This window comes from Constrictibacter sp. MBR-5 (assembly GCF_040549485.1).
GTDB lineage: Bacteria > Pseudomonadota > Alphaproteobacteria > JAJUGE01 > JAJUGE01 > Constrictibacter.
The window spans coordinates 16691-36462 of the sequence record NZ_JBEPTK010000024.1 but is presented as its reverse complement, the minus strand read 5'-3'; the positions used below and the strand labels follow the sequence as shown (position 1 = coordinate 36462).

The 19772-nt window shown below is 63.9% G+C and carries 16 protein-coding genes; 7 read left to right on the top strand and 9 right to left on the bottom strand.

The genetic code is table 11. The annotated features are described in order from the left end of the window. Positions 1-139 precede the first annotated feature (139 nt). Both ABIE65_RS26160 and ABIE65_RS26155 read right to left on the bottom strand, forming a co-directional pair. Entirely contained in the window at positions 140-2677 is a 2538-nt protein-coding gene (locus ABIE65_RS26160) for a DEAD/DEAH box helicase family protein (RefSeq protein ID WP_354081708.1), read from the bottom strand. Between the two features lie 399 nt (positions 2678-3076). Then, positions 3077-3742 (bottom strand): carboxyl transferase domain-containing protein, encoded by a 666-nt coding sequence (locus ABIE65_RS26155; protein WP_354081720.1) that lies wholly within the window; start codon positions 3740-3742, stop codon positions 3077-3079. 424 nt (positions 3743-4166) lie between these two features. Between ABIE65_RS26155 and ABIE65_RS26150 the strand changes: the two genes are divergently transcribed. Beyond that, a complete protein-coding gene (locus ABIE65_RS26150; RefSeq protein WP_354081707.1) occupies positions 4167-5255 on the top strand; it encodes a hypothetical protein in 1089 nt (362 codons plus the stop codon). Positions 5256-5609: 354 nt separating this feature from the next. Here the strand turns inward: ABIE65_RS26150 and ABIE65_RS26145 are convergent, their stop codons facing one another. From ABIE65_RS26145 to ABIE65_RS26125, 5 genes are all read right to left on the bottom strand, one after another. Continuing rightward, positions 5610-5897 (bottom strand): hypothetical protein, encoded by a 288-nt coding sequence (locus tag ABIE65_RS26145; RefSeq protein WP_354081706.1) that lies wholly within the window; start codon positions 5895-5897, stop codon positions 5610-5612. 787 nt (positions 5898-6684) lie between these two features. Next, positions 6685-11904, bottom strand: coding sequence for a phosphorylase family protein (locus ABIE65_RS26140; protein ID WP_354081705.1), 5220 nt, complete (start codon positions 11902-11904; stop codon positions 6685-6687). A gap of 248 nt (positions 11905-12152) precedes the next feature. Beyond that, on the bottom strand, positions 12153-13064 hold the full coding sequence (locus tag ABIE65_RS26135) for a hypothetical protein (protein ID WP_354081704.1): 912 nt from the start codon (positions 13062-13064) through the stop codon (positions 12153-12155). A 368-nt stretch (positions 13065-13432) separates the two neighbouring features. After that, the gene (locus ABIE65_RS26130; protein WP_354081703.1) at positions 13433-13660 is read right to left on the bottom strand and encodes a hypothetical protein; all 228 of its coding nucleotides are present in this window, start codon (positions 13658-13660) and stop codon (positions 13433-13435) included. 244 nt (positions 13661-13904) lie between these two features. Then, complete coding sequence (locus tag ABIE65_RS26125; protein WP_354081702.1) at positions 13905-14999, bottom strand: NAD(P)H-dependent flavin oxidoreductase; 1095 nt, start codon at positions 14997-14999, stop codon at positions 13905-13907. 114 nt (positions 15000-15113) lie between these two features. Between ABIE65_RS26125 and ABIE65_RS26120 the strand changes: the two genes are divergently transcribed. Both ABIE65_RS26120 and ABIE65_RS26115 read left to right on the top strand, forming a co-directional pair. Continuing rightward, positions 15114-16007: a LysR family transcriptional regulator gene (locus tag ABIE65_RS26120; RefSeq protein ID WP_354081701.1), complete on the top strand. Its 894-nt coding sequence runs from the start codon at positions 15114-15116 to the stop codon at positions 16005-16007. 112 nt (positions 16008-16119) lie between these two features. Then, positions 16120-16323 carry a hypothetical protein gene (locus tag ABIE65_RS26115; protein WP_354081700.1) on the top strand — a complete coding sequence of 68 codons (204 nt, stop codon included), beginning with the start codon at positions 16120-16122 and terminating at the stop codon, positions 16321-16323. On the opposite strand, the gene ABIE65_RS26110 is transcribed toward ABIE65_RS26115, so the two are convergent. Next, positions 16303-16602, bottom strand: a complete 300-nt coding sequence (locus tag ABIE65_RS26110; protein WP_354081699.1) for an SWIB/MDM2 domain-containing protein — start codon at positions 16600-16602, stop codon at positions 16303-16305. The genes ABIE65_RS26115 and ABIE65_RS26110 overlap by 21 nt on opposite strands. Before the next feature lie 146 nt (positions 16603-16748). Beyond that, the gene (locus ABIE65_RS26105; RefSeq protein ID WP_354081698.1) at positions 16749-16919 is read right to left on the bottom strand and encodes a hypothetical protein; all 171 of its coding nucleotides are present in this window, start codon (positions 16917-16919) and stop codon (positions 16749-16751) included. A 617-nt stretch (positions 16920-17536) separates the two neighbouring features. Here ABIE65_RS26105 and ABIE65_RS26100 point away from each other — a divergent pair. The 4 genes from ABIE65_RS26100 (at position 17537) to ABIE65_RS26085 (ending at position 19615) form a co-directional block, all read left to right on the top strand. Continuing rightward, complete coding sequence (locus ABIE65_RS26100; RefSeq protein ID WP_354081697.1) at positions 17537-17887, top strand: hypothetical protein; 351 nt, start codon at positions 17537-17539, stop codon at positions 17885-17887. A 116-nt stretch (positions 17888-18003) separates the two neighbouring features. Beyond that, positions 18004-18315, top strand: coding sequence for a hypothetical protein (locus ABIE65_RS26095; RefSeq protein WP_354081696.1), 312 nt, complete (start codon positions 18004-18006; stop codon positions 18313-18315). Positions 18316-18648: 333 nt separating this feature from the next. Then, positions 18649-19143 carry an SDR family NAD(P)-dependent oxidoreductase gene (locus ABIE65_RS26090; RefSeq protein ID WP_354081695.1) on the top strand — a complete coding sequence of 165 codons (495 nt, stop codon included), beginning with the start codon at positions 18649-18651 and terminating at the stop codon, positions 19141-19143. A gap of 10 nt (positions 19144-19153) precedes the next feature. Beyond that, complete coding sequence (locus ABIE65_RS26085) at positions 19154-19615, top strand: SDR family NAD(P)-dependent oxidoreductase (RefSeq protein WP_354081719.1); 462 nt, start codon at positions 19154-19156, stop codon at positions 19613-19615. Positions 19616-19772 lie beyond the last annotated feature (157 nt).

Genomic DNA, 19772 nt, shown 5'->3' with positions numbered 1-19772 from the left:
AATCGAAACAGCACGGCGGTACCGACGCTATAGGGTCCGCATCGTCCAACTCCATAACGCATAATGGATGGACATTTCCATGGGATGGGAGCCGGAGGCTGCTGCGACATAGATTGGCGTGGATCGATGATCCTGACGCTCAGGCGACCGCTTTGGGGCGATAGGCATGCCGTCCAGCCCGGTTCACCACTTGGTCTACCTCCCCTTTGCGCCGCTGGTGGCCGTCGTAATCCGCATGGGCAAGATGTTGTCGGACTTCTGCCGCAGCCAGTCCCAGCCCATATAGCTGGCAACCTAATCGGTAAAATGCTTGGTGCCGCCCCTCCCCGTCAGCGAGCGCCCGATACTCCTGCTTCGCCTGTTCGAGCAAAGCGGTATCGGTTGAACAGAGGCTGCTCACGCTGACGTTCGGCTGTGGTTCCGGTTCGGTCACGGTCATCGATACTACGACATCGACAGCGCACCACGCAGCAACGTTGATTGGATCGCCCTTATGGTGGAAGAAGTATGGGTCGATCGATTTCGGTCTTGACGGGAGGTACATCAGATTTTCGGGCGAGAGCTTCGTTGCATCGATTCCGTGGAAGGGCTTCCCATTCGGTCGTCGCTTCGCACCGTAGCCGCGCCGCTCGATGAGCCGCTTGATGCGACGGGCGATGTGCTGGTACTGCGTCGCCGTGCATGGCCCGTCTAAGAAGAAGATGACGTGGTAGGAGTACTCGTCGGTCGCTGAGTTAGACGGGTGCAGCAGAAATTCGACGTTCGGGAAGAACTTGCCCCACTCGCGCCAGGATAGCGCTCCCTTGTCGACGTCGATCATGACGATGGAGCCGACTACCACGACGTTATGTCGGCCTCGGCGACGGGGTTTGTCAGGCCGATCGGGATCGGGCCGGTCCATGAAGTAAGCCGGACTGATTAGTACTTGTTGGTGCTTCTCCACCTCCCCCTGCTGGGCCAGCTCGGCCAAGGTCGCGATGAAATCACATTTGCGGACTGGCACTTGCCGGTACCGGGCAATATCGGAGTCGTGCCGCGTCTCGAAGGCGGTACCGGCGAAAATCAGGTCGTCATCCGTCCCATAATTGGCGTGACGGATGCTCTTAATATAAAGAGCATCCGTCACGCCGGAACCGGGACGGATTTCGCTCATCTGGTCGAGTAAGTCGCACACCGCTTGATCTCCGACCTCTTGGGCCAACTCGGCTCGGATGGCCCGCACCTGCCGCATGCGCGCCGTCGAGGTGAGCTCGGCGTGTCGCCGGTTTCGCCGCCAGATCTGGCCGAAGAAGCCGGCGGCGCCAACGGTGCAGCCGGGCCAGAAGTCGGCCAGCCATTCGGCCGTCTCCTTGTCCGGCACGATGAACTCGACCGGGCGATCGCACCCAAGGTCACGGATGCTCGACCGGCAGACAGCTTGATAGACGGTCTGGCGATGCTGGGCCGTGACCAGTTCCTCATGACTGATGCCCCCATTTGCCATGAAGCGGGCTTGTTCAGGGCTGGGAAGGCAGGCCGCCGGCACTACCACTCGGTCAATGTGCACAAAGCAGTTCAGGCCGTGGGGACTGTGCGGAAGCGCTGTGCCGTGGGGCATCCGCTCACTGGCCAACTCACTGTCCGCGAGATTGACGAGATACAGATAGTCCGGACCCGACCATTCGCGTTCGGCCGTATCCATGATCGCGGCGCGCCATGGACGCTCATCGGTGGGACTGACTTGCTTCGACCCTGCGGTCTTCGACCAAGCGCCGTCGGTGCAGTAGGAGATGCGAAGCCGATGTCCGTTCGGGTGTTCACGATCGCTGTTGGTCCAACCTGCGCAACGACTCTGTCGAGCAAGGCGAGCGCAAATGCGTGGCTGATCGCGGAATCCCACACCCATTGCCGACCAAGTCTTGGCGAGCACGCTTTCGTCGAAAGCCGCTCCCATGATCGTGACCGAGTGAAACCCTTGGTCGAAAATCGAGGGAAGCATCTGGGCGAATAGCCATAAGGGATACCGAGCCGGCATGGGATCATTGACCGGGTATGGCTCAACGTCGGCGGAAATCGTGCGGTACCAGTTCTCGACGAGTGCCGACACCGCCCAGTGGGGGGAGGTGATTTTGCCGACGATGTCGCGGTACAAATGGTAGACCTCGTCGCGCTCGCGGTTATCCGCCATTCTTTGCAAGGCGGCGGCGCATCCCGGCTTGGCCTCTACCCGAGCATACGCGCCGTCTGACTGTGATAGCTGACACAGGTCGGTGAGCAACCCGTGGGTATGAGGAAGGTTTTTTGACCAATTCGCATGGGCTGCGGGGATCTCGTCGATGTACAGATCCCACTGCCCTGCCCCGATGAAGTGTGGACACTGCTGTAAACCGGCCTGGGTGACGATGAGGATCTCGCCTTTGTCATGGCGCTCAGCACCTGCCGCTTGCTTGAGGTGGTCCATGACAGTACGGCCGACGTGACCGGTCGTATCGCGGTCAATGCGTGTAACGTTGATACTGCGTTTCGACCGGTCGGCCAGCTTCTGCTTCAGCGACGCTTCAATCTGAGCGGCGCATCGTCTTGTCGGTGGTGCGATAATGGATTTCTGGTCTGCTCTAATGGCGTTCTCGAGCGCGACGTCTTCGGCAATATGGGTTTTCCCAGCGCTGGCTACGGCGCTGACTTTGTAAAATTGCATGCGATGTCCTTAAATGAAAACCGCCCGCGCGAACTTGCCGGGGGCACGCGGACGGTTTCCTCTTGGACATCGCAGTCGTAAATCTTCGCTACGAAGCTATTTATGCGTTGTCGATATTTCATTCCGACCCCATAGCAACCGGCAAGTTGCGGACGGGATATTTATCAAACGACGCTGCCCTTGGTGACCGCCAGTCTGCGCGCTGAGTTCAAATCTTTTTGTCGCTCAGCAGTGGCGCCTTGGCCGACGTCTGCCCGGCACCGTTCGGCCAATGGTTCTGCGCAGGCTACCTCCAACGTCCTTGCCGCGCGCTCAATGCTCTCGGCCGCTCAACGGCGACTTCCTGTCGTGTTAAAGTGAAGACGATCCTCGGCGCGGACGATGCGCCGCAGGGAGGCGTCACAAAGCGTCGATCATCGGGCGCTTCTTGCCCGTACGTGCCGGCGCCGGCCGGATCGCGGCGAGCCGGTTCACCACCCATGTCCGCGTCTCGGCCGGGTCGATCACGTCGTCGACCATGAGATTGGTCGAGCGGTGCAGAGCTTTGCCGGTCTCATAGGCTTTCGCGACCATCTCTTCGAAGAACCGCAGGCGCTCCTCCGGGTTCTCGATCGCCGCGAGTTCGGCGCGAAAGCCGAGCTTGACCTGTCCCTCGATGCCCATCGGCGCGAGCTCGCCGGTCGACCAGGAGACGTAGAAGTAAGGCGCGCGGTAGTTGCCGCCGGCCATAGCGCTTTGCCCGAGGCCGTAGGCCTTGCGCAGGACGATCGTGAAATACGGCACGGTCATGTTGCTGCTGGTCAGGAACATGCGGGGCCGCATGCCTGACCAGGGCGGTCTTCTACGCCTCCGGTCCCCACCATGATGCCGGGCGTGTCGCAGAAATTGACGACGGGGATGTCGAATCCGTCGCAGAGCTGCATGAATCGCGCCCTGGTCCGACCCGTCGGAATCGACCGCGCCGCCGAGATATTTCGGACCGTTGGCCAGCACGCCGACCGTGCATTCCTCCAGCCGGGTCAACGCCGTCACCATCGTGCGCCCGAAATCCCGGCGCAGCTCCAGGACGACGCCTTCGGCAGCGAGCGTTTGGCGAGGATACGGGTCACGCCGCGCACCCCAGAGGGGGCGCAGCCGGTTCGCCTGGAATCATGGCTCTTGTCGGCGATCAGCACCTGCAGATCGATAGATCCTCCGCCACCTCGGCGCGGCGGCGACAAGACGGCTGATCTCGTTGAGGCGATTGCACAACGCGCGTGTCCACAAGCGCGGCAGGAGTGCCGCTGCTTGCCGCGCTTGTCCAATCAGGTGCGATAAGTCGCTGGAATCGCTTGACCAGTTGCTCGACCCAGCGCACCGCGCCGGCACTCCTTCTCGTACGCTCCTGCGGGCGAAAGCATATGGCAGTGAGTCTGCCATAATTTCAATTTCGACATTCCCGATCACACCGGATTAGCCTGTCCGTATGCCTGATCGAGAGGAGTCCGCGATGGCCTCGAACCCTGCTGCCGCCCGAAGTTTCACTAACAAGACGGGAAAATTATTCACCATGGCGCTTGCCGCCGGCACCGATCAGGAGCGCCTGATCGCACTCGATCGGCTCGACAGGCATCTGAAAGCGGCCGAACTTCATCCCAGCGAAGTGCAGTTTGGGTTACCCTCGGACGAAGAGGATGATGATTATGAACTGATAGCGCAGGAGCTGGAGTCTCGCCTCGAAGCGCTGGAAGAGCGGTATGCGTCGCTGCAGGCGGAGAATAATCGGCTTGCGCGGCAGCGCGCGATCGCCATCAAGGAAGCTGAGGCTGAGGCGAGGCGCCACCAGCAGGAACTCTCACGGGCGGAAAAGCGGTACCAAGCTGCTCTCGCGTCAGAGAACGCTGCCCGGGAAGCCGCCGTCGGCGAAGCCGAAAAGTACCGGACGGCTTTGGCTGACCGCGTCGCGCGGACAAAGAGGTCTCGGCTGCTACCGATCGATGATGCGGCCCTTGATCGCTGGAATCTCATCATGAACGTCACGGCCGGATTTTCACGCAATTGCTGGCGCCGCGCTGTCGCTGCGATCGCTGGCATCTCCGAGCAACAGCTCAACCGCTTCTCCGAACTCCGCGATCCGCTGCCGATGGAGGTGGTGAACAAACTCGAGCGGTATGTCGCCCAACACGGGCACGTGGTTCCTGAGGAGGCAAGGCTGCCGAGGAAGAATGCTTCTCGACCTGCCGCCACGCATGCGCAGGCGTTGGGGGTATTTGATGACGCGGAGATCGAGGCGTTGCGCGAACTCCAGCTGGACCCGGCTACTATTCAAGAACGCATCCGGCAGACTGATCGCGCTCCTTCCCCTGTCGATCGCGAGCTTTGGCTGGTCCTCAGCGAGGGGTACGGCATCCAGGACGGACACATCTGCATGCTGCTCGGCCTTGCCCAGGGGACCGCGTTGCCAGCCCAAAAGGAGAAATGGGTTGCGCGCTGGAGTCAGCTTGCCAGGACTCCGGTGGAGAAGCTTCGTGGGATGCTGCGTAAACGGGATTTGTCACCCGGATGGGCCGACTTATTATCGCAGGCGGTCGCTGCATAGTGGGGGCTTGCCGGTCGAGGTGTGTGTCGCGAAGGTGGCGGGCGGTCCCGGTGCAACGCGCTGGCAGCCGAGCACTCGCTGCCACCCTCCTGAGGCGCATCAATCCGGCTCCCTACGGGGCCGCGATTGGCGACGAGCAGCTTCTGTCCGGTCATATTGGGATGCTCTGGAAAGTAGCGAGGGTAGGGCGGCGCCTTCGGCAGTATCATAGTCCCGGCTGGGATGCCGCCCGATCGGGGCGGGGAGGATCCTTGGACAGCTTGCGGATCCGTGCAAGGCCGACCCGTCTTGTGGCGGCGCTCCCGTGTGCGCTGCATCCGCCCACCTTTCCGTGGGGTGGCGGATTGTGCACGATCACCTTGCGGACGGGGCGAGGCCAGGGGCGAGGCATGACGACTGCCCACACCTGAGGGAGCACCTCGTATATTCCTGAAAGTTCAGGTCGCCATCGTCACAGGTGCTGGACGCGGCATAGGTGCCGCTGAGCCGGCGGACGCCGGTGCAGCCGTGGTCACGGGGGACATCGACGGCGATCTCGCCGCGCAGACCGCCGATGCCATCGCCCGCCGGGCGCCCTTCGCTGGCCCTGGCGGTCGACGTTGGCGACGTCGCGGCGATCGGGTCGATGGTCGACAGGGGCATGGCGGCTTTCCGCCGGGTGGACATCCTGGTCAACAACGCCGGCGTCACCCTATGGGCGACATCATGGACCTGGCGGAAGCCGAGTGGGATCGGAGCCACCGTATCAGTGCGAAGGGCGTCTTCTTCTGTCTTCAGACCGCGTAGCGAGGGTCATGATGCCGCGGCAGAGTGAGCGCATCGTCAACATCGCCTCGACCCTCCGCCAATGCGCCCCAGCGCGACTCTCTCCGTCGCCGGTTGCAGGGCCGAAAAGCCCGCAGAACTGCGCCGTTTCGGCCGAAAGCTCATGACTGCGGGGCCCAGCCGGAGGGGCGTTTTCCTCTCTCTCGGGGCGGTTCTCTCCGGACCTCATGACTTCGGCCATTTAGTACGAAACTTGTAAGCTACTGATACGGCGTCATTTTATTGCCGCTGAAGCTCCGTACTTTCCGAAGGAGATACTGGCAAACGGAGAACGCCTGGGATTCAACCGTCCATAGAGTTAGCAACTTTTCGCGCCACGGTAGGAGGAACGTGTCGCCGCCGGTTGAGGCGCAGCATCACGCGGCTGAGGCGATTCGAGATATCTCGTCGCGGTGACTGCATTTGGCCGTGATCAGACAGGCAGATTCAATGTGTGTACGTCCCGAAACGGCGCACACAGCCGAGGCGCAAGACGGGACGATTGGCCTGGCGGTCCACGTCGCTCGCCGTCGACCAGAAGTGGTTACGTCGAGGGCAGCTTGTGGACATGGTCGACGAAGTCGTTCGTCATCTTTGCGCGAATGCGCGGTCAGCCGTTGGCGTCTCATGAGCGGCGCTTCCTGCGCGGGGAGACGTCGCGGCGGCGGCGAAGCCGCCGCCGGTTCATGACCGGCGCGGTCTCGTGGAAGCGGCTGTCGATGTCGTTGAGCATCTGCCGCGCCTCATAGGCATCGGTGTCGATCAGCGCCTCGATCAGCTCGGTCCCGATCTCGCGAGTGTCCGGGCCGAGCCGGTGAAGCGTGATCGCCAAGTCGATGAGCTGCGCGGTCGCCATCGCGGTCGCGGTGTGGACATCGCCAAGCTCGGACCGCCATTTGCCTACCAGGCGCAGCGCCAGCTCGGCGATGAGCGGCGCCTGGTGCGGCAGCATCGTCGATAGGCGCTCGACCACGAAGGTTGCATCGAGGCGGGGCGCCTCCGCGATCCTCTCCGAGATCGCGCGAAGCAGCGAGACCATGGGCTCGTCGGGCGCGAGCTTGTCGACCATGCGGAAGATGTCGAACGTCGCCTGCCACACCCCCTTGCCGCCGAATTCGAGCAGACGGATGAGCAGATGCGCGGCGCGGGTGCGATCGGGGCCGTTGGCGAACAGATTGGCCGCCGACAGCGCCACGCCGGCTCGCGCGTCGCTTGCGGCTTCATCTCCGAGAATGCCGTCAAGACGCCGCTGCGCCCATGGTAGGTCGGAATCGGCGATCGCGGCGAGGCCGACGATCTCGCCATAGGCCTGCCGCGCTTGGCGGCGCGGGGCCGTCCGCCATGCCTCGAGATGCCGATTGACCAGCGCGCGATCCTGCTTTCGGGCGTTGGCGAGATAGTGCGACACTGAGCGGCTGCCGACCAGTTCTGGCACTTCGGCGAAGAGTCGATCGAGAAAGGTGTCCCGGTCGCCCAACTCGTCGTCGCGCAGATAGGGGAGGAATCGAGCAAGGCCGTCCCAGATCTCCAGGCTCTTCTCACGCGCGAGATAAGCGGAGAGGGTGGCGAGCGCCTCGAGCGGTTCCCCGCGCACCAGCCTGAAGTGGACCAGCGCCTCCACGACCGGATATTCGCCGCCGGGAACGACAGCGTAGCCGCCATAGCCCCAGAGCAGGCTGCGCTCCAATGTGCTTTCGTGCTCCTCCCCTGTCCCGGGCGCTTCAGCGGCTTCGACGACCGATTCGCCGACACTCCCGTCTTCGGCATCGTCGCCGGGGTCCGGGTCTTCGAGCGGCGTGGCAATCCATTGTTCGAGCAGCGCCAGGAACGCGTCGGGGATTGGGACATCGCGCCGCTGGAGGCGCTCCAGCGTGCGCGCGGCCGATTGGCGGAACTCAATGCCATCGAACCCACGCATAACGACGTCGCTGAGCAGACCGAAGACCACCTCAGGGTCGCCCTCCTCGGCGAGCGAGTCGAGCGTATACGCTGCCGCGCGAGTTCCGTTGTCTTTGTCCAGTTTGGCAAGGATGCCAATAGCCCGCTCGGCATGGCCCTTGGCGAAGGTCGCGAACGCGCGCGCTAGTTGGATGTTGCCACCGGTCATCCAGTTGCGCGGGTGATCCCAGCCGGTGGCGTCGGGCAGCTCGCGGAACGCGTTGACGATGTCGGCATCAGACGCCTTGGCCATCGCGTCGGCTTCAAGCGGCGAGCCGATCCACTGCGGGCCGGTGAAGGTCGCACCCGAACGGCGCGTGCCGAAGCGACGCTGGTCCTCGTCGACCTGGCGCCGGGCCGCCGGGGACAACCGATTGGCGGGAAGCGAGCGCAGCAGATCCAGCTGGGTCCGCCGGGCGGAATGGCGCCAGACCATCTTGCCCTTGGGGTCGCTGATATCCGCGGGCGCTGGCGGGCCGTAGGCGCGGATCCGTTCCTCGAAGCGCTTGACCCGCTCGGCGAGCCAATAGGGCGCGACGGCAGCGACCAGCGCTTTGGCGGTGCCGCGCAGATCGTGGATCGAGCCGAGATAATAGCGACGCTCGTCGCCCAAGATGAAGTCAAGTGCGGCATCGGCGAAGCGTTCCGGCTGATGGGCCAAGCCATGCGCGATCAGGCGCTGCACGGGAGTCAACGGGATCGCGTCATTCTCCGCCGCCCACAGAGCAAAGCGATCCGGTTCGTGCTCGGCTGCCTCTTCGACCGCGATGCGCGCCGCGCTGAGCAGGGCATGCTCGCGCAACTCCAAGTCAGATTCGCCTTCGAACCGATAGTCGGCATCGTAGGTCAGCGCGTAGCCGACACGGAAGTCGCGATCGCCCGCGACGCGGGCCAGCGCCTCGAACGCCTCGACATACCAGGGCCAGAGTTCGTCCAAGAAAGTTACCGGCGCTTCCTCGGCGAGCGCCGGCAGGCTGTCCCAGTCGTCGCCATATTCGATCAGGCGCTTTATCGGTTCGCGCGGATCCTCGCGTATGCGCCACGCCATCTCGTCCTCTGAGGTAGCGAAGGCCGGCTTGGGCTTGGCGGCGCGGGCCTCTGCTGCCTCTATGGCGGCCGAGAGATCGCCGTTCAGCCGGGCGCGGACGAGCTTCAACGCCACGTCGGGCTGCGCGACCCCAATCGTGCCGGCGACATGGTCAATCATGTGCGGACCGATGTCGCTGCGCCCGACGATGACGAGCGCGATGTCGAGCACGTCGGGTGTCCAGCGCTGGACCGATTGGAGCACCCACCAGGCGCGGCTGTCGTGGCGCGCGTCAGGCAGCCAATTCGCCCGGAGCAGTCGCAACACTTCCTCCGGGGCGAACGTCATCGCCCGCGACAGGACCTCGATCTGAAGATTTGCGGTTTCCTCCGAGGCCGTCATAGCGTGCGCGATGAAGCTGGCGTGAAAGCGGCCGAACCATCCTTCGCTGCCGCTTAGCGCCCGGAAGCCGCGCAGCCTAGTCTTGTCGTGCGCCAGCGCGTCATCCATCAGCATCGCTTCGCGATCCGTTGGCTCGTGCTGCGCGCCTAGGAAGTCGATCAGAAGCACGCGCAGGTGCGGACGCAGTGTGTCGGTGCGCCAGATGGTCTCGATCTCGTCATGATAGCCGTCGCGGTCCACCGCTCTCAGATAGGTCAGGCCCGACCAGAGCTTGGGACGCAGGAACAGCGAACTCTGGCGTTCCAGCACGAACCGGGACAGCCGACCCGGCTCGCGCGCGAAGCCGCGGGCGAGCGCGAACTCGAACAGGGTCTGGTGGGAAAAGCCAACCGTCCCATCGAAGCTGGTCAGTACGCCGGCGCCTTCGAGGCTGCGAAGATCGGCGATGCGCTCGGCGAACCGCGCGGCCGGCAGCCACAGGCTTTCCTTCGCCGCCATCTGATCGGCGATGTCGGCCGCGAGCTGTTCGCGCGCTGCGGCGCCTTCGCCGACCAGCACGCGTTCCGACCATAGGCGTTCGAGCATCGCCTGATAGCTGGTGAAGGGTTCCGAGCTGTAGCGGCCGTTGAGCTGCAGGTAGATGGAGAGCGCCTGCGGGCGCCGCATCACGTCCTGCGCGTCGGCCGGCCAGCCCGCCGCATTGACGCCGCGTGCCTCCAGCAGCGCCAGGATGTCGCTCCAGGCCGGGAGGTGCAGGACCACGCTTTCCGCGGTGACCGCTTTCAGGCGGACATCGTGCCGGAACTCGAACGTCCGCGACGAGAGGACGATATGGACATTGTCGGTTCCGCCGAGCTTGCGGACGAGGTTGAGCAAGGTGTTGAGCCGGCCGACGCGGAGATCGAGATGTTGGGCGAGCGCGTCGAGCTGATCGATCAGCAGCAGCACGGGCCCGATGCCGGCGAGATTGCGAATCAATGTGCTGGGCAGGTCGTCGAGCCCGAGCCAGGCCTGAAAGTCCGCCTCGGTCTGAATGTCGGCTTCGAGGAGATCGGCCTTGATGGCGAGGACAGGCCAGCCCCGCGCCGTATATTCGCTGCCCAGCGTCGCCAACAGCGCCGACTTTCCCGCGCCGGGCTCGCCGAGCAGCGCGGTGGTCGTCGACGTATAGCCGTCGAGCCGCGCACGAAGCTGGTCATGCTCGGGACGAGCGATGCGCTCGCCGCCGGGCAGCGTCGCCGGCCAGTGTAGCAAGTCGCCGGAAGCGGCCTGGAGCGCCTTGCGGATCGGCTCTAAAGTCTCGAACCGGGCGAGCGGCACAAGACCAAGCAGCTCGACGCCCTCGCGCTCGGCCAGCTCCTTACGCAAGCGACCCGTGTCGGCCCTGGCGAGAGCGCCGTTCGAGTCGGCAATGAAAAGGTGGGGCGAGCCGAATTCTGCCTTGACAATCGCGATGTCGGCGTCGGCCGCGATCGCACGCAAGGATGCCTCGAACCGCACGATCCGTTCGCGGTCGCCCGGGCCGAAATCGGCCGAGAGGCTCATCACCAGCGACAAGCGCGGCTGAGCCGGCGTCCCGGACTTGGGCTCGTCCCCTGGCTCGGCGGCTGCCTTATCCGTGTCAGCGTGCGGCGTGATCGGCTCGAACGATCCAGTCGGCGAACCATCAACGCGCATCGGCGCGGGCGCCGGTTCGAGCTGCCCCCAATGACTCAGCATTTCGAAGCCAAAGGCGGCCGCATGGCTGGCGGCTATCGGCTGAAGCAGTGCGTCTTTGCGCGCGGACTTCTTCTGCGTCATGTCCGAGACGCCTCGTATGACAATGCTCGGCGTCCGCTCGGCGAACGCAGCATAGACCGCGCCATAGCCTTCCATCTCGACGACATGCGTGTCGCCATAGCCATGGGCGAGCAGGGCTTCGAGCTCGCTCTTGGGATTGTCGAGGATCGCTTCGATGGAGGCGATGGGTGCGACCAGGCCCAGCGGCGGATAGCCCACCGGATAGGCATCGAAGGCGGGTAAGGTGCCGCCGCGCGGCGGTCTTATGCGGGTTAGCCAGTCATCTTCGCGGCGGATCTTCTTGGCGATACCGACAAGCCGCAGATCGGGCGGATAGGCGGCTGGCCGGTGGGAGAATCCGCCGGCTCCTGCCTTGCCCCCATAGGGCCAATAAAGCTTTTCGGAAGCGACGACCGAACCAAGCGGCGCATCCTTCTTGCGCGAACCGCCCACGCCGACCAGGATCTGCACGTCGAAGGCGTCGAACAGGTTATGAGCCTCGGCGACCACGCTGTGGGCGTTATGGGTTCCGGCGCCGGTCTCGGCGACCACGACCAGCCATTCCTGACCTCGATCAGAGAAGCTACCGCACTCGTAGATCGTGCCGTGGTGGCCCTGCACCGAGCCCAAATCCGCGAGATGCGCGCGGACGGCCTTCATTTCGAGGAGCAGCGCAGTCACGAAGAAAGCGCGTCGCATCCCGAGCGCTCTAGCTTCCTCCAGCACCTCCGCCGCACTGCGATACAACATGGATCAGAACTTTGCCCCCGGCGCGATCCGATCACGAATCTCAAAATTTTGGTCAATCGCTTGCGGCGGGCGCCCTCCACGCAGCGACCGGCCCCCGCTGAGGATAGCGATTGGGTGTCCCGCCCGCTACATCGCGTGCTCCGCCATCACCCGGCTCAGCGGGTGCACGTCCGTTCGTTCATTTGAATGCCCCAAACTCACGGTGGCAACCAACGGTGCATTTGGCGGGTATCCACCCGGGAACGGACGTAGTCGGTGCCTGGATCGCCGAGCAGTGCGACCAAGAGCCGACAGGCCAAGGCTTGCATCTCCAGCGGCAAGTTCTGGTTCGTGCCGACACCGTGCACGGCAAAGCCGAGCGGCGCGTCCATGAACAAACTCTCATGGACCGTAGCATTGCGAATCACGGAGACCGGCGAAGCGCCGGCAGTGTCTTCCGCCCAGGCGGGGACCGGGATCTTGAACAGGTCGCAGAGCCACCGCACCCGACTGTGGTGTCTCACCCCGCCTCTGGGCAGCGGATGGAAATCCTTCGCCAGAGCGAAACATGCGTCCAGCGCGCCATAGAGATAGAGGAATCGCTCAAACTGCAGCGCCTGAGGAGCCTGGGCGATGTAGAGTGCATGCAAGGCCGCGATCCAGCGGCGGGCACGCAAGGGTGCGAACTTGTTGGCTTGCCAAAAGGCCTCGGCCAGTCCGAGCGCCTTCATCGTCTCGCGTGGGCTGAGCACAAAGTCCACCAGCTTTCGCGGCTTGATCGCTGCGGCGTCCAGGAATCCCGCTTCGGTCGTAGTCAATCTCATGCCAACGAAAAAGCTCAACCCCCAGACCAGAAAGTCCAGATGCTCGCGCCCGTCGGTCGCTGCGTGACTTAGCCGATACGTCATGGGCAGCCCGAACACCCGGCTAGGAAAGGCGCGCTCAACTATGCCGTGGCCCATGATGTGAGTACGGGCCAGCGGTGCATAAACCCAGTCACCTTCCACCCCAGGACCGTCGCGCACCCCGGAGACAGCCTTCCCCAGGTCGGGCAGGGTGGCAAGCGTGACTGGCCCGACGCCACCATCGAGCGGTTCGGGATACCAGCCGAAGTCGACAGAGACGGCCATCGTTAGCGACTCGGGAACAGCGTTGTGAAGCGCTGGATCATACAGACGTTGGCTTCCCTTCGGTGCATCGAGGTGCAACTTCCGATTCTCTTGATCCTGGCTCCTGCAGAGGCAGATGCCCTGACCAGCAGCCATGGCCAAGTATGATCCGCCAATCGCTAAATCGAAGTCTCCCTTAAATTGTTGCCGACTTGCACCTCGGTGGAGCCGGGCGGTGGTTTTCTTGGGGCCCTCTGTTGTGTGGCGAGCGCCCCAGAGGGCCGGATGTGAGCATAAGAGGCTGCTCCGCTTCTGAGATGTGACCAGCAACCTTCGGATGATCGGGATGGGCACGGATCGACTGCTAATGAACGAACAGGCGCACCCGCTCAGACAGGCCTACAACACGCAGGATGGTCTTTGATCGCCTCTGCTTGCCTCTCCCACTCCACCGGGAACGGCCTGAGCAGCCTGTCGAGCGTCAACTCCGCCCCCTGCCGCCCGTCAAGGATCGCCTCGACTATGTCCGGTGCCAGCAGCGTCAGCCGCAGCACCCGGCTGGCGTAGGAGGGGTTGATCCGCTCCGCCGCCGCAATCTCGCCGATGGTGGCGTGCACGCCCGTCTCCAGCATGCGCCGCAACTACAGGCGGGGCTCATGTCCAGATGCCGCCTACTCCGCGGCCAGCCCTGATTTTGCGTCTCGTTCGATGAGGGGCTCCCGGCGGCTTCGGCGTTCGACCGGAACGCGCCGACGTTGCTGCAAACGTTCCAGCGGTCACGTCCACCGGATGCGAACTGTCCTCCAAACGGCCCGGGGCGTGTCATCATGGGATAATGGGACTTCAGCCCTGTCACCCATGTCAGTGGAGCAGCTCGTCACCCCCAAGCATCGCTCGCGCCTCCTCCCAAACCTCACGCGCGATCTCCTCGGCCGGAACGGCGCGTGCGAGGGCGGCGGACTGGCCGGCCCATGCCTGGATCCGATCAATGTCGTCTGCACGCATCCCGGCACTGCGCATAGGCTGGGTCAGGCCGCGCTGCACCGGATACGGAGCTGGAGGCGGCGTCTCGGGGGCCGCCGCGGCGCGGGCGTAGCGGGTGGCGACGCTGCGGCCCGGGCGGCCGGAGAAGGCGCGGGTGATGAGAGTGTGCTCCGGCAGGGTGCGGCCGATCGCGTCGGCCCAGGCCGACGGGAGTGCCGCCTCCGGGCTGCGCAGGAAGCCGGTCCCGATCTGTACAGCTGAGGCGCCGAGCAGCAGTGCCGCCGCCACGCCGCGCGCGTCGGCGATGCCGCCCGTGGCGACGACCGGCACGGACACCGCGTCGACGATCGCCGGCAGAAGAGCGAACAGGCCGACCATTGCCGCCTCGGCCGAGGCGACTTCAAAGGCGCCGCGATGGCCCCCCGCCTCCATCCCCTGGGCGACGATGACGTCGGCGCCGGCCCGCTCAGCCACGCGCGCCTCCTCCACCGTGGTGGCGGTAGCGAACCAGCGGATGCCGCGCGCCTTCATCGCCGCGATGAAGTCAGCCGGATAGACTCCCATGATCGAGGAGATCGCCGCGGGCCGCGCGTCCAGCAGCGCCTGGCGCTGGGCGGCGAAGTTCAGCGGCGCGCCGTCGCCCGCGTCGGCTGGGACCTCCGGCCCCCATTGGCCAAGGAAGGCCCGAACGGCAGCCTCGGCCGAGGGATCGCGCGCCGGTGGCGGGTCCGGGATCCAGAGGTTCATCTGGAAGGCTCCGTCAGTTCCGGCCGAGACCTCCTGCGCCCAGGCCGCGATCTCGGTCGGCTGCATCAGCAAGGCGCCGCATGCCCCCATGCCGCCGGCACGGCCGACTGCGACCGAGAGCCCCGGCGGGCAAGCTCCCGCCATCGGCGCGAGCAGGACGGGAATGCGCAGCCGGTACGCATCCATGAATGCCCGCGTTCGATCGAAGATTGCCCTTGGTGCCATGGTTGCCCTCCTTCGTCTCGTGTTCAGAAGCGGTTCGGACATCGGAGTGTACGGCGGCACCAGAATCATCAATAATGAATTAATACGATACCAAGCATCTCATTTGGAGAAGATATGGCCTCGCTCGATCTCGGTGCCCTTGAGATCTTCCGCTGCGTCGCGCAGGAGCGCAGCATCTCCGGCGCCGCCGCCCGGCTCGGCCGGGTCCAGTCCAACGTCAGCACGCGGTTGAAGCAGCTGGAGGAGACGCTGGGAGCAGCGCTGTTCCTGCGCACGCGGCGCGGGTTGACCCTGACGGAGGCGGGGCGGACCCTGCTGGACTATGCGGAGCGACTGCTGGCGCTGTCGCGCGAAGCGTCGGACGCGCTGCGTGACGGCCGGCCGCGCGGCGTGCTGCGCCTGGGCACGATGGAAAGCACGGCGGCTGCGCGGCTGCCGACAATCCTCGCCGGCTACCATGCGCAGTTCCCGGAGGTGACGGTGCACCTCCACACCGATACCGCCGGAGGGCTGATGGACTGCCTGGCCCGCGGTGACATCGACGCGGCGTTCATCGCCGAACCCGTTCCCGACGCAGCATTCGATCAGCGGCCGGTGTTCCTCGAGAGCCTCATCCTGATCGGACCGGCCACTGGTCCCTCCACCTATCGTAACGAGGATCTGAACGGCCGCACCATCATCGCCTTCGAGGAAGGCTGCGCCTATCGGCGCTATCTGCACGAATGGCTGCTGGAACAGCGGATTGCGCCGGGCGGCACACTCTCGGTCGGCTCCTATCTCGCGATGATCGCCTGTGTGTCGGCCGGCGCAGGCTACGCCGTCGTTCCGCAGTCGGTGTTGGCTACCGTGCGGTGCGGCGACGAGGTGCGCCGCTATCCGCTGTCGGGCAAGCATGCGGCCATACGCACGATGCTTGCCCGCCGACCGGGCTACAGTTCGGCCAACCTCGACGCTCTGGACGCGCTTCTCCCGGGGCTGCCGGAGGATAACCAGGCATCTCCCGGGTAGGCACAGCGGTCGACAGTGTCGTGATCGGGGCTCGGGTCAGCCTCAGGCTTGTCTCCGCTTCACTCCGCGCCAAGCCAGCATAAATAAAGGTGTACAGAAGGAGGCCGCTCTAATGAACGGCGAAGAAATCACAGACCCCGATACGGCCCGCGGCATCATCCGGATCCGCCTGGGTCACTATCTCTACCAAAGGCTCGCCGCCTTGCTCGCGAGCGCGACGAGCGCATCGAAGATATCGCTTGCGACACGATGGAAGATGGCGTCATGGACGCCGGTAACAGTCCGGGCGCACCGGCTATTTCAGGTGCTGGGCTAGGTATTTGTTCATCTCGAACATCGTGACCTTGTCCTTCCCGAACACCGCCCGCAGCTTGTCGTCGCTGATGATCTCCCGACGGTTCTCCGGGTTCTGGAGGTCATGCTTCTTGATGTACTCCCAGAGCTTCTTGACCACCTGCGGCCGCGGCAGGGAGTCGGAACCGACGACGGCGGCTAACTCCTTGGACGGCTGAAGCGGCTTCATCAGTGCCGGGTTCACCTTCTTCTCGGTCGAACCCGCCTCACCTGCCTTCGCGGCAGTCTGCTTCTTCGCCATGGTTCCTCCGGTATCCTGCGTTTCGTGGCGCCGTCACACTATGCCCGCTAGCCAGAAGGGCAAGCGCGACTGCCCAGTTCGCGGCGCTGCCCCTCCCACGCCACCGGAAACGGCCTGAGCAGCCTGTCGAGCGTGACCTCCGGCCCCTACCGCCCATCGAGGATCGCCTCGACGATCTCCGGCGCGAGCAACGTGAGCCGCAGCACCCGGCTCGCGTAGGAGGGATTGATCCGCTCTGCCGCCGCGATATCGCCGATGGTGGCGTGGACGCAGTTTAGCCGCCGCCGGCGATGTTTCGCGGAAACGTCGAACGACACCCTTGGAAGTCGCCGCCGCAGCGACAAAGTGCTCGGATTGCATCGCGGAGAAATATCGGCTGGCAGAGGGAAGATACGGATGAAGCGGAATGAATTTTCGAACATTGGCGCGACGCGCGGTGTCATACAGATTGGCCTAGGCAGCAATCTATACGAAAATCTCGAAGCAAACGCGCGAACTCGAGACGAGCGTGTCGCTGATATCGCCTTGCATGTAGCAGCTCGCAGCGACATTCTCTGTGGCATACCTTTCCACGTCCGCCGACATAAATTGTAGATCGGGCTTTTCCATCAAGTTTCTTATACCACAGACGGCGACAGCCGATTCTGTCCACGGCACATTCTACCTGAATAACAATATACACGCATGTGGCGAGTACAAAATTTCTGTTCACTGAGAAAAAATAGTGACGGGAGCTCAGAAATACTGCATGCTGATACCCTGCCAAATCGATCTCGGCTGCTATGGAAGCGCTAGAGCTCCACATGCCCGTGGGCAGGATTCAGCGGGTTGGGCACTTGAATCGCATGGCCCGGCAGAGGGCCATGGCGTGATCCGGATCGCCGCGATTATCGGGTTGTGGGCGTTGAGCGAACGATCAAGGAGGAGATAGAAAATGAGATACCGTGTCTTGGCCGAGTTGCCTCTCGGCATGGAACAAGAAGTGGATGATATGGTCGAAGGCGATGAAATGCCCTTTGCGGGCGGATACATTGCCGGCTGGCTGTCTCACTATTACGGTCGCCGCGTCGACTTTGAACTGTGCCAGGACGAATTCGACGATTTACTGCAGTACTACGTTATGGCTACGTTCAATGATCGCGATGAAGCCGGCGCCTGGGCGGCACGCTTCGGCGGTGCCATTTTACCGAACGAGCCGCCTTGGTTGATTTCCGCAGCAGGCGAAGACTCCTATAGCAAGATCTATCATAGCCTAAAACGGCGCACTGCTCCGGCTGCCGATTAACGCTGACAGGCTGCAAAAAATGGACGTTTTCACGTCCCCTGTCCCGCACGCTGGGTTGCGTCCCAGGACATGTCATCCGGGACGCGATCAACACCACCCGAAGCGAGGAGGACGAAATGAATGATCTGGTTACGCTGGATGTGCATGGCGAAAATCAGGAGTCACGTCATTACGAGTGGCAGCGTTGCCGGCCCTACATCCATCCCGAGCTAGAATTTCTCCGCAAAGCGATACTCGATGCATTGCCGGAAATGCACGAGAACCGCGTGCGACAGCGGCTCCGCGATCCGATTTGCCAACTTGCGCACCAACACTGCTGTCTTGGCTTTATCGCCACCGAGACGGACGGTCAATGGACGCTACAGCCGGTCGGCGCGCTGCGCGAGCCGTTGAAGCGCGGTCGCGATTATTGGGACGTGGCATCGTAGGCTTCCAACCCATAAACGAGATTGAGCGAACCCCCTGTCGCGGGATATTCGGACGGCGTCGCCCTGAAGGGACACCGCCCCACAAGAGGCGTTCATACCCGGTTCGATCTTCTGTCAACTGAATGGCTGGTCCGCCGATAGTGCGTCGAAGGGCCTCCTGGCAGGGCGGCAACCGAAACGCGGGGTTCCCCTCCTCGTCCTCACGTTTCCCGGGAAACATCTCGGGTCGCCGGGCGTCGCGCCGCCCGCCAGCCGGAGGTGCATCTCCACCAGGTCCAGAGATGGGCGACACTGGCGCCGTCGCCGATCATCTGGGCCTCGATATTTTGGCGCATGCCGGACGAACTGCTCGAAATAGAGATCGCCCGAGCCGAACGCGCTCGTCGCTTCGGATCGACGGCGGGCGAAGGCGTCGCTCCATCCGCCGGTCTTTGCGTCACGTGGCGGATTGAGCACGATCATCATGTGGACAGGGCGCAGCCGGGCTCAAGGCGCAACGGCCGACGCCTAAGAGAAGCCTTCAACATGATCCTGAAAGATCCGGTCGCCATCGTCACGGGTGCCGGACGCGGCATAGGCGCTGCGACCGCCATGGCGCTCGCGGACGCCGGTGTGACCGTGGCAGCGGTGGGCATCGAGAGCGATCTCGTCACGCACACCTCCAATGCAATTGCCCGCCGGGGCGGCCGCTCGCTGGCGCTCGCGGTGGATATCGGCGACGTCGCCGCGATCCGGTCGATGGTCGACACGGTCATGGCGGCTTTCGGCCGAGTGGACATCCTGGGCAACAATGGCGGGGTTACCCGTCGCGCCGAATCATGGACCTGACTGAAGCCGACTGGGATCGCATCCACCACGTCAATGCAAAGGCGTCATCTTCTGCCTTCAGACCGTAGCAGGGGTCATGATCCCGCGACGGAGCGGCCGCATCATCAACATCGCGTCGATCGTCGGCAAGGCCAATGCCGGCACGTCGAACGCCGCCTACGCCGCGAGCAAGGGAGCCGTAATCAGCCTCACCCGAGCCGCCGCCCAGCAGCCGGCGAAACATGACATCAACGTCAACGCCATCTGCCCCGGCGTCACCAGGACGGAACTGTCGGATGCGACCCTGCTGGCGCGCGCCGAAAAGGCCAGCGTGAACATCGAGGTCATGGAAAAGCGCCGGGACGAGGCGATCCCCGAGGGCGCCGCTGCGAACCGTCGGATATCGCCGCAACGGCAGCTTCTTCTCGCCTCGCCCAGTGCGCGGACCATACCGGGGCAGTCCTACAACATGGATGGCGGCATCATACCATAGTAGCCGGTTCCGCCGATTGGAAGGTTTGGGCGAGCCGGTTCCGTTGGCGGGACGCGGAGTTCAGCGGTCGTTCAGTACCGCAGGTTCGAATCCCCTCTCCCTCCGCCAAAGCGCCCCGGCGCGACTCTCTTCGTCGCCGGTGGCGGGGCCGAAAAGC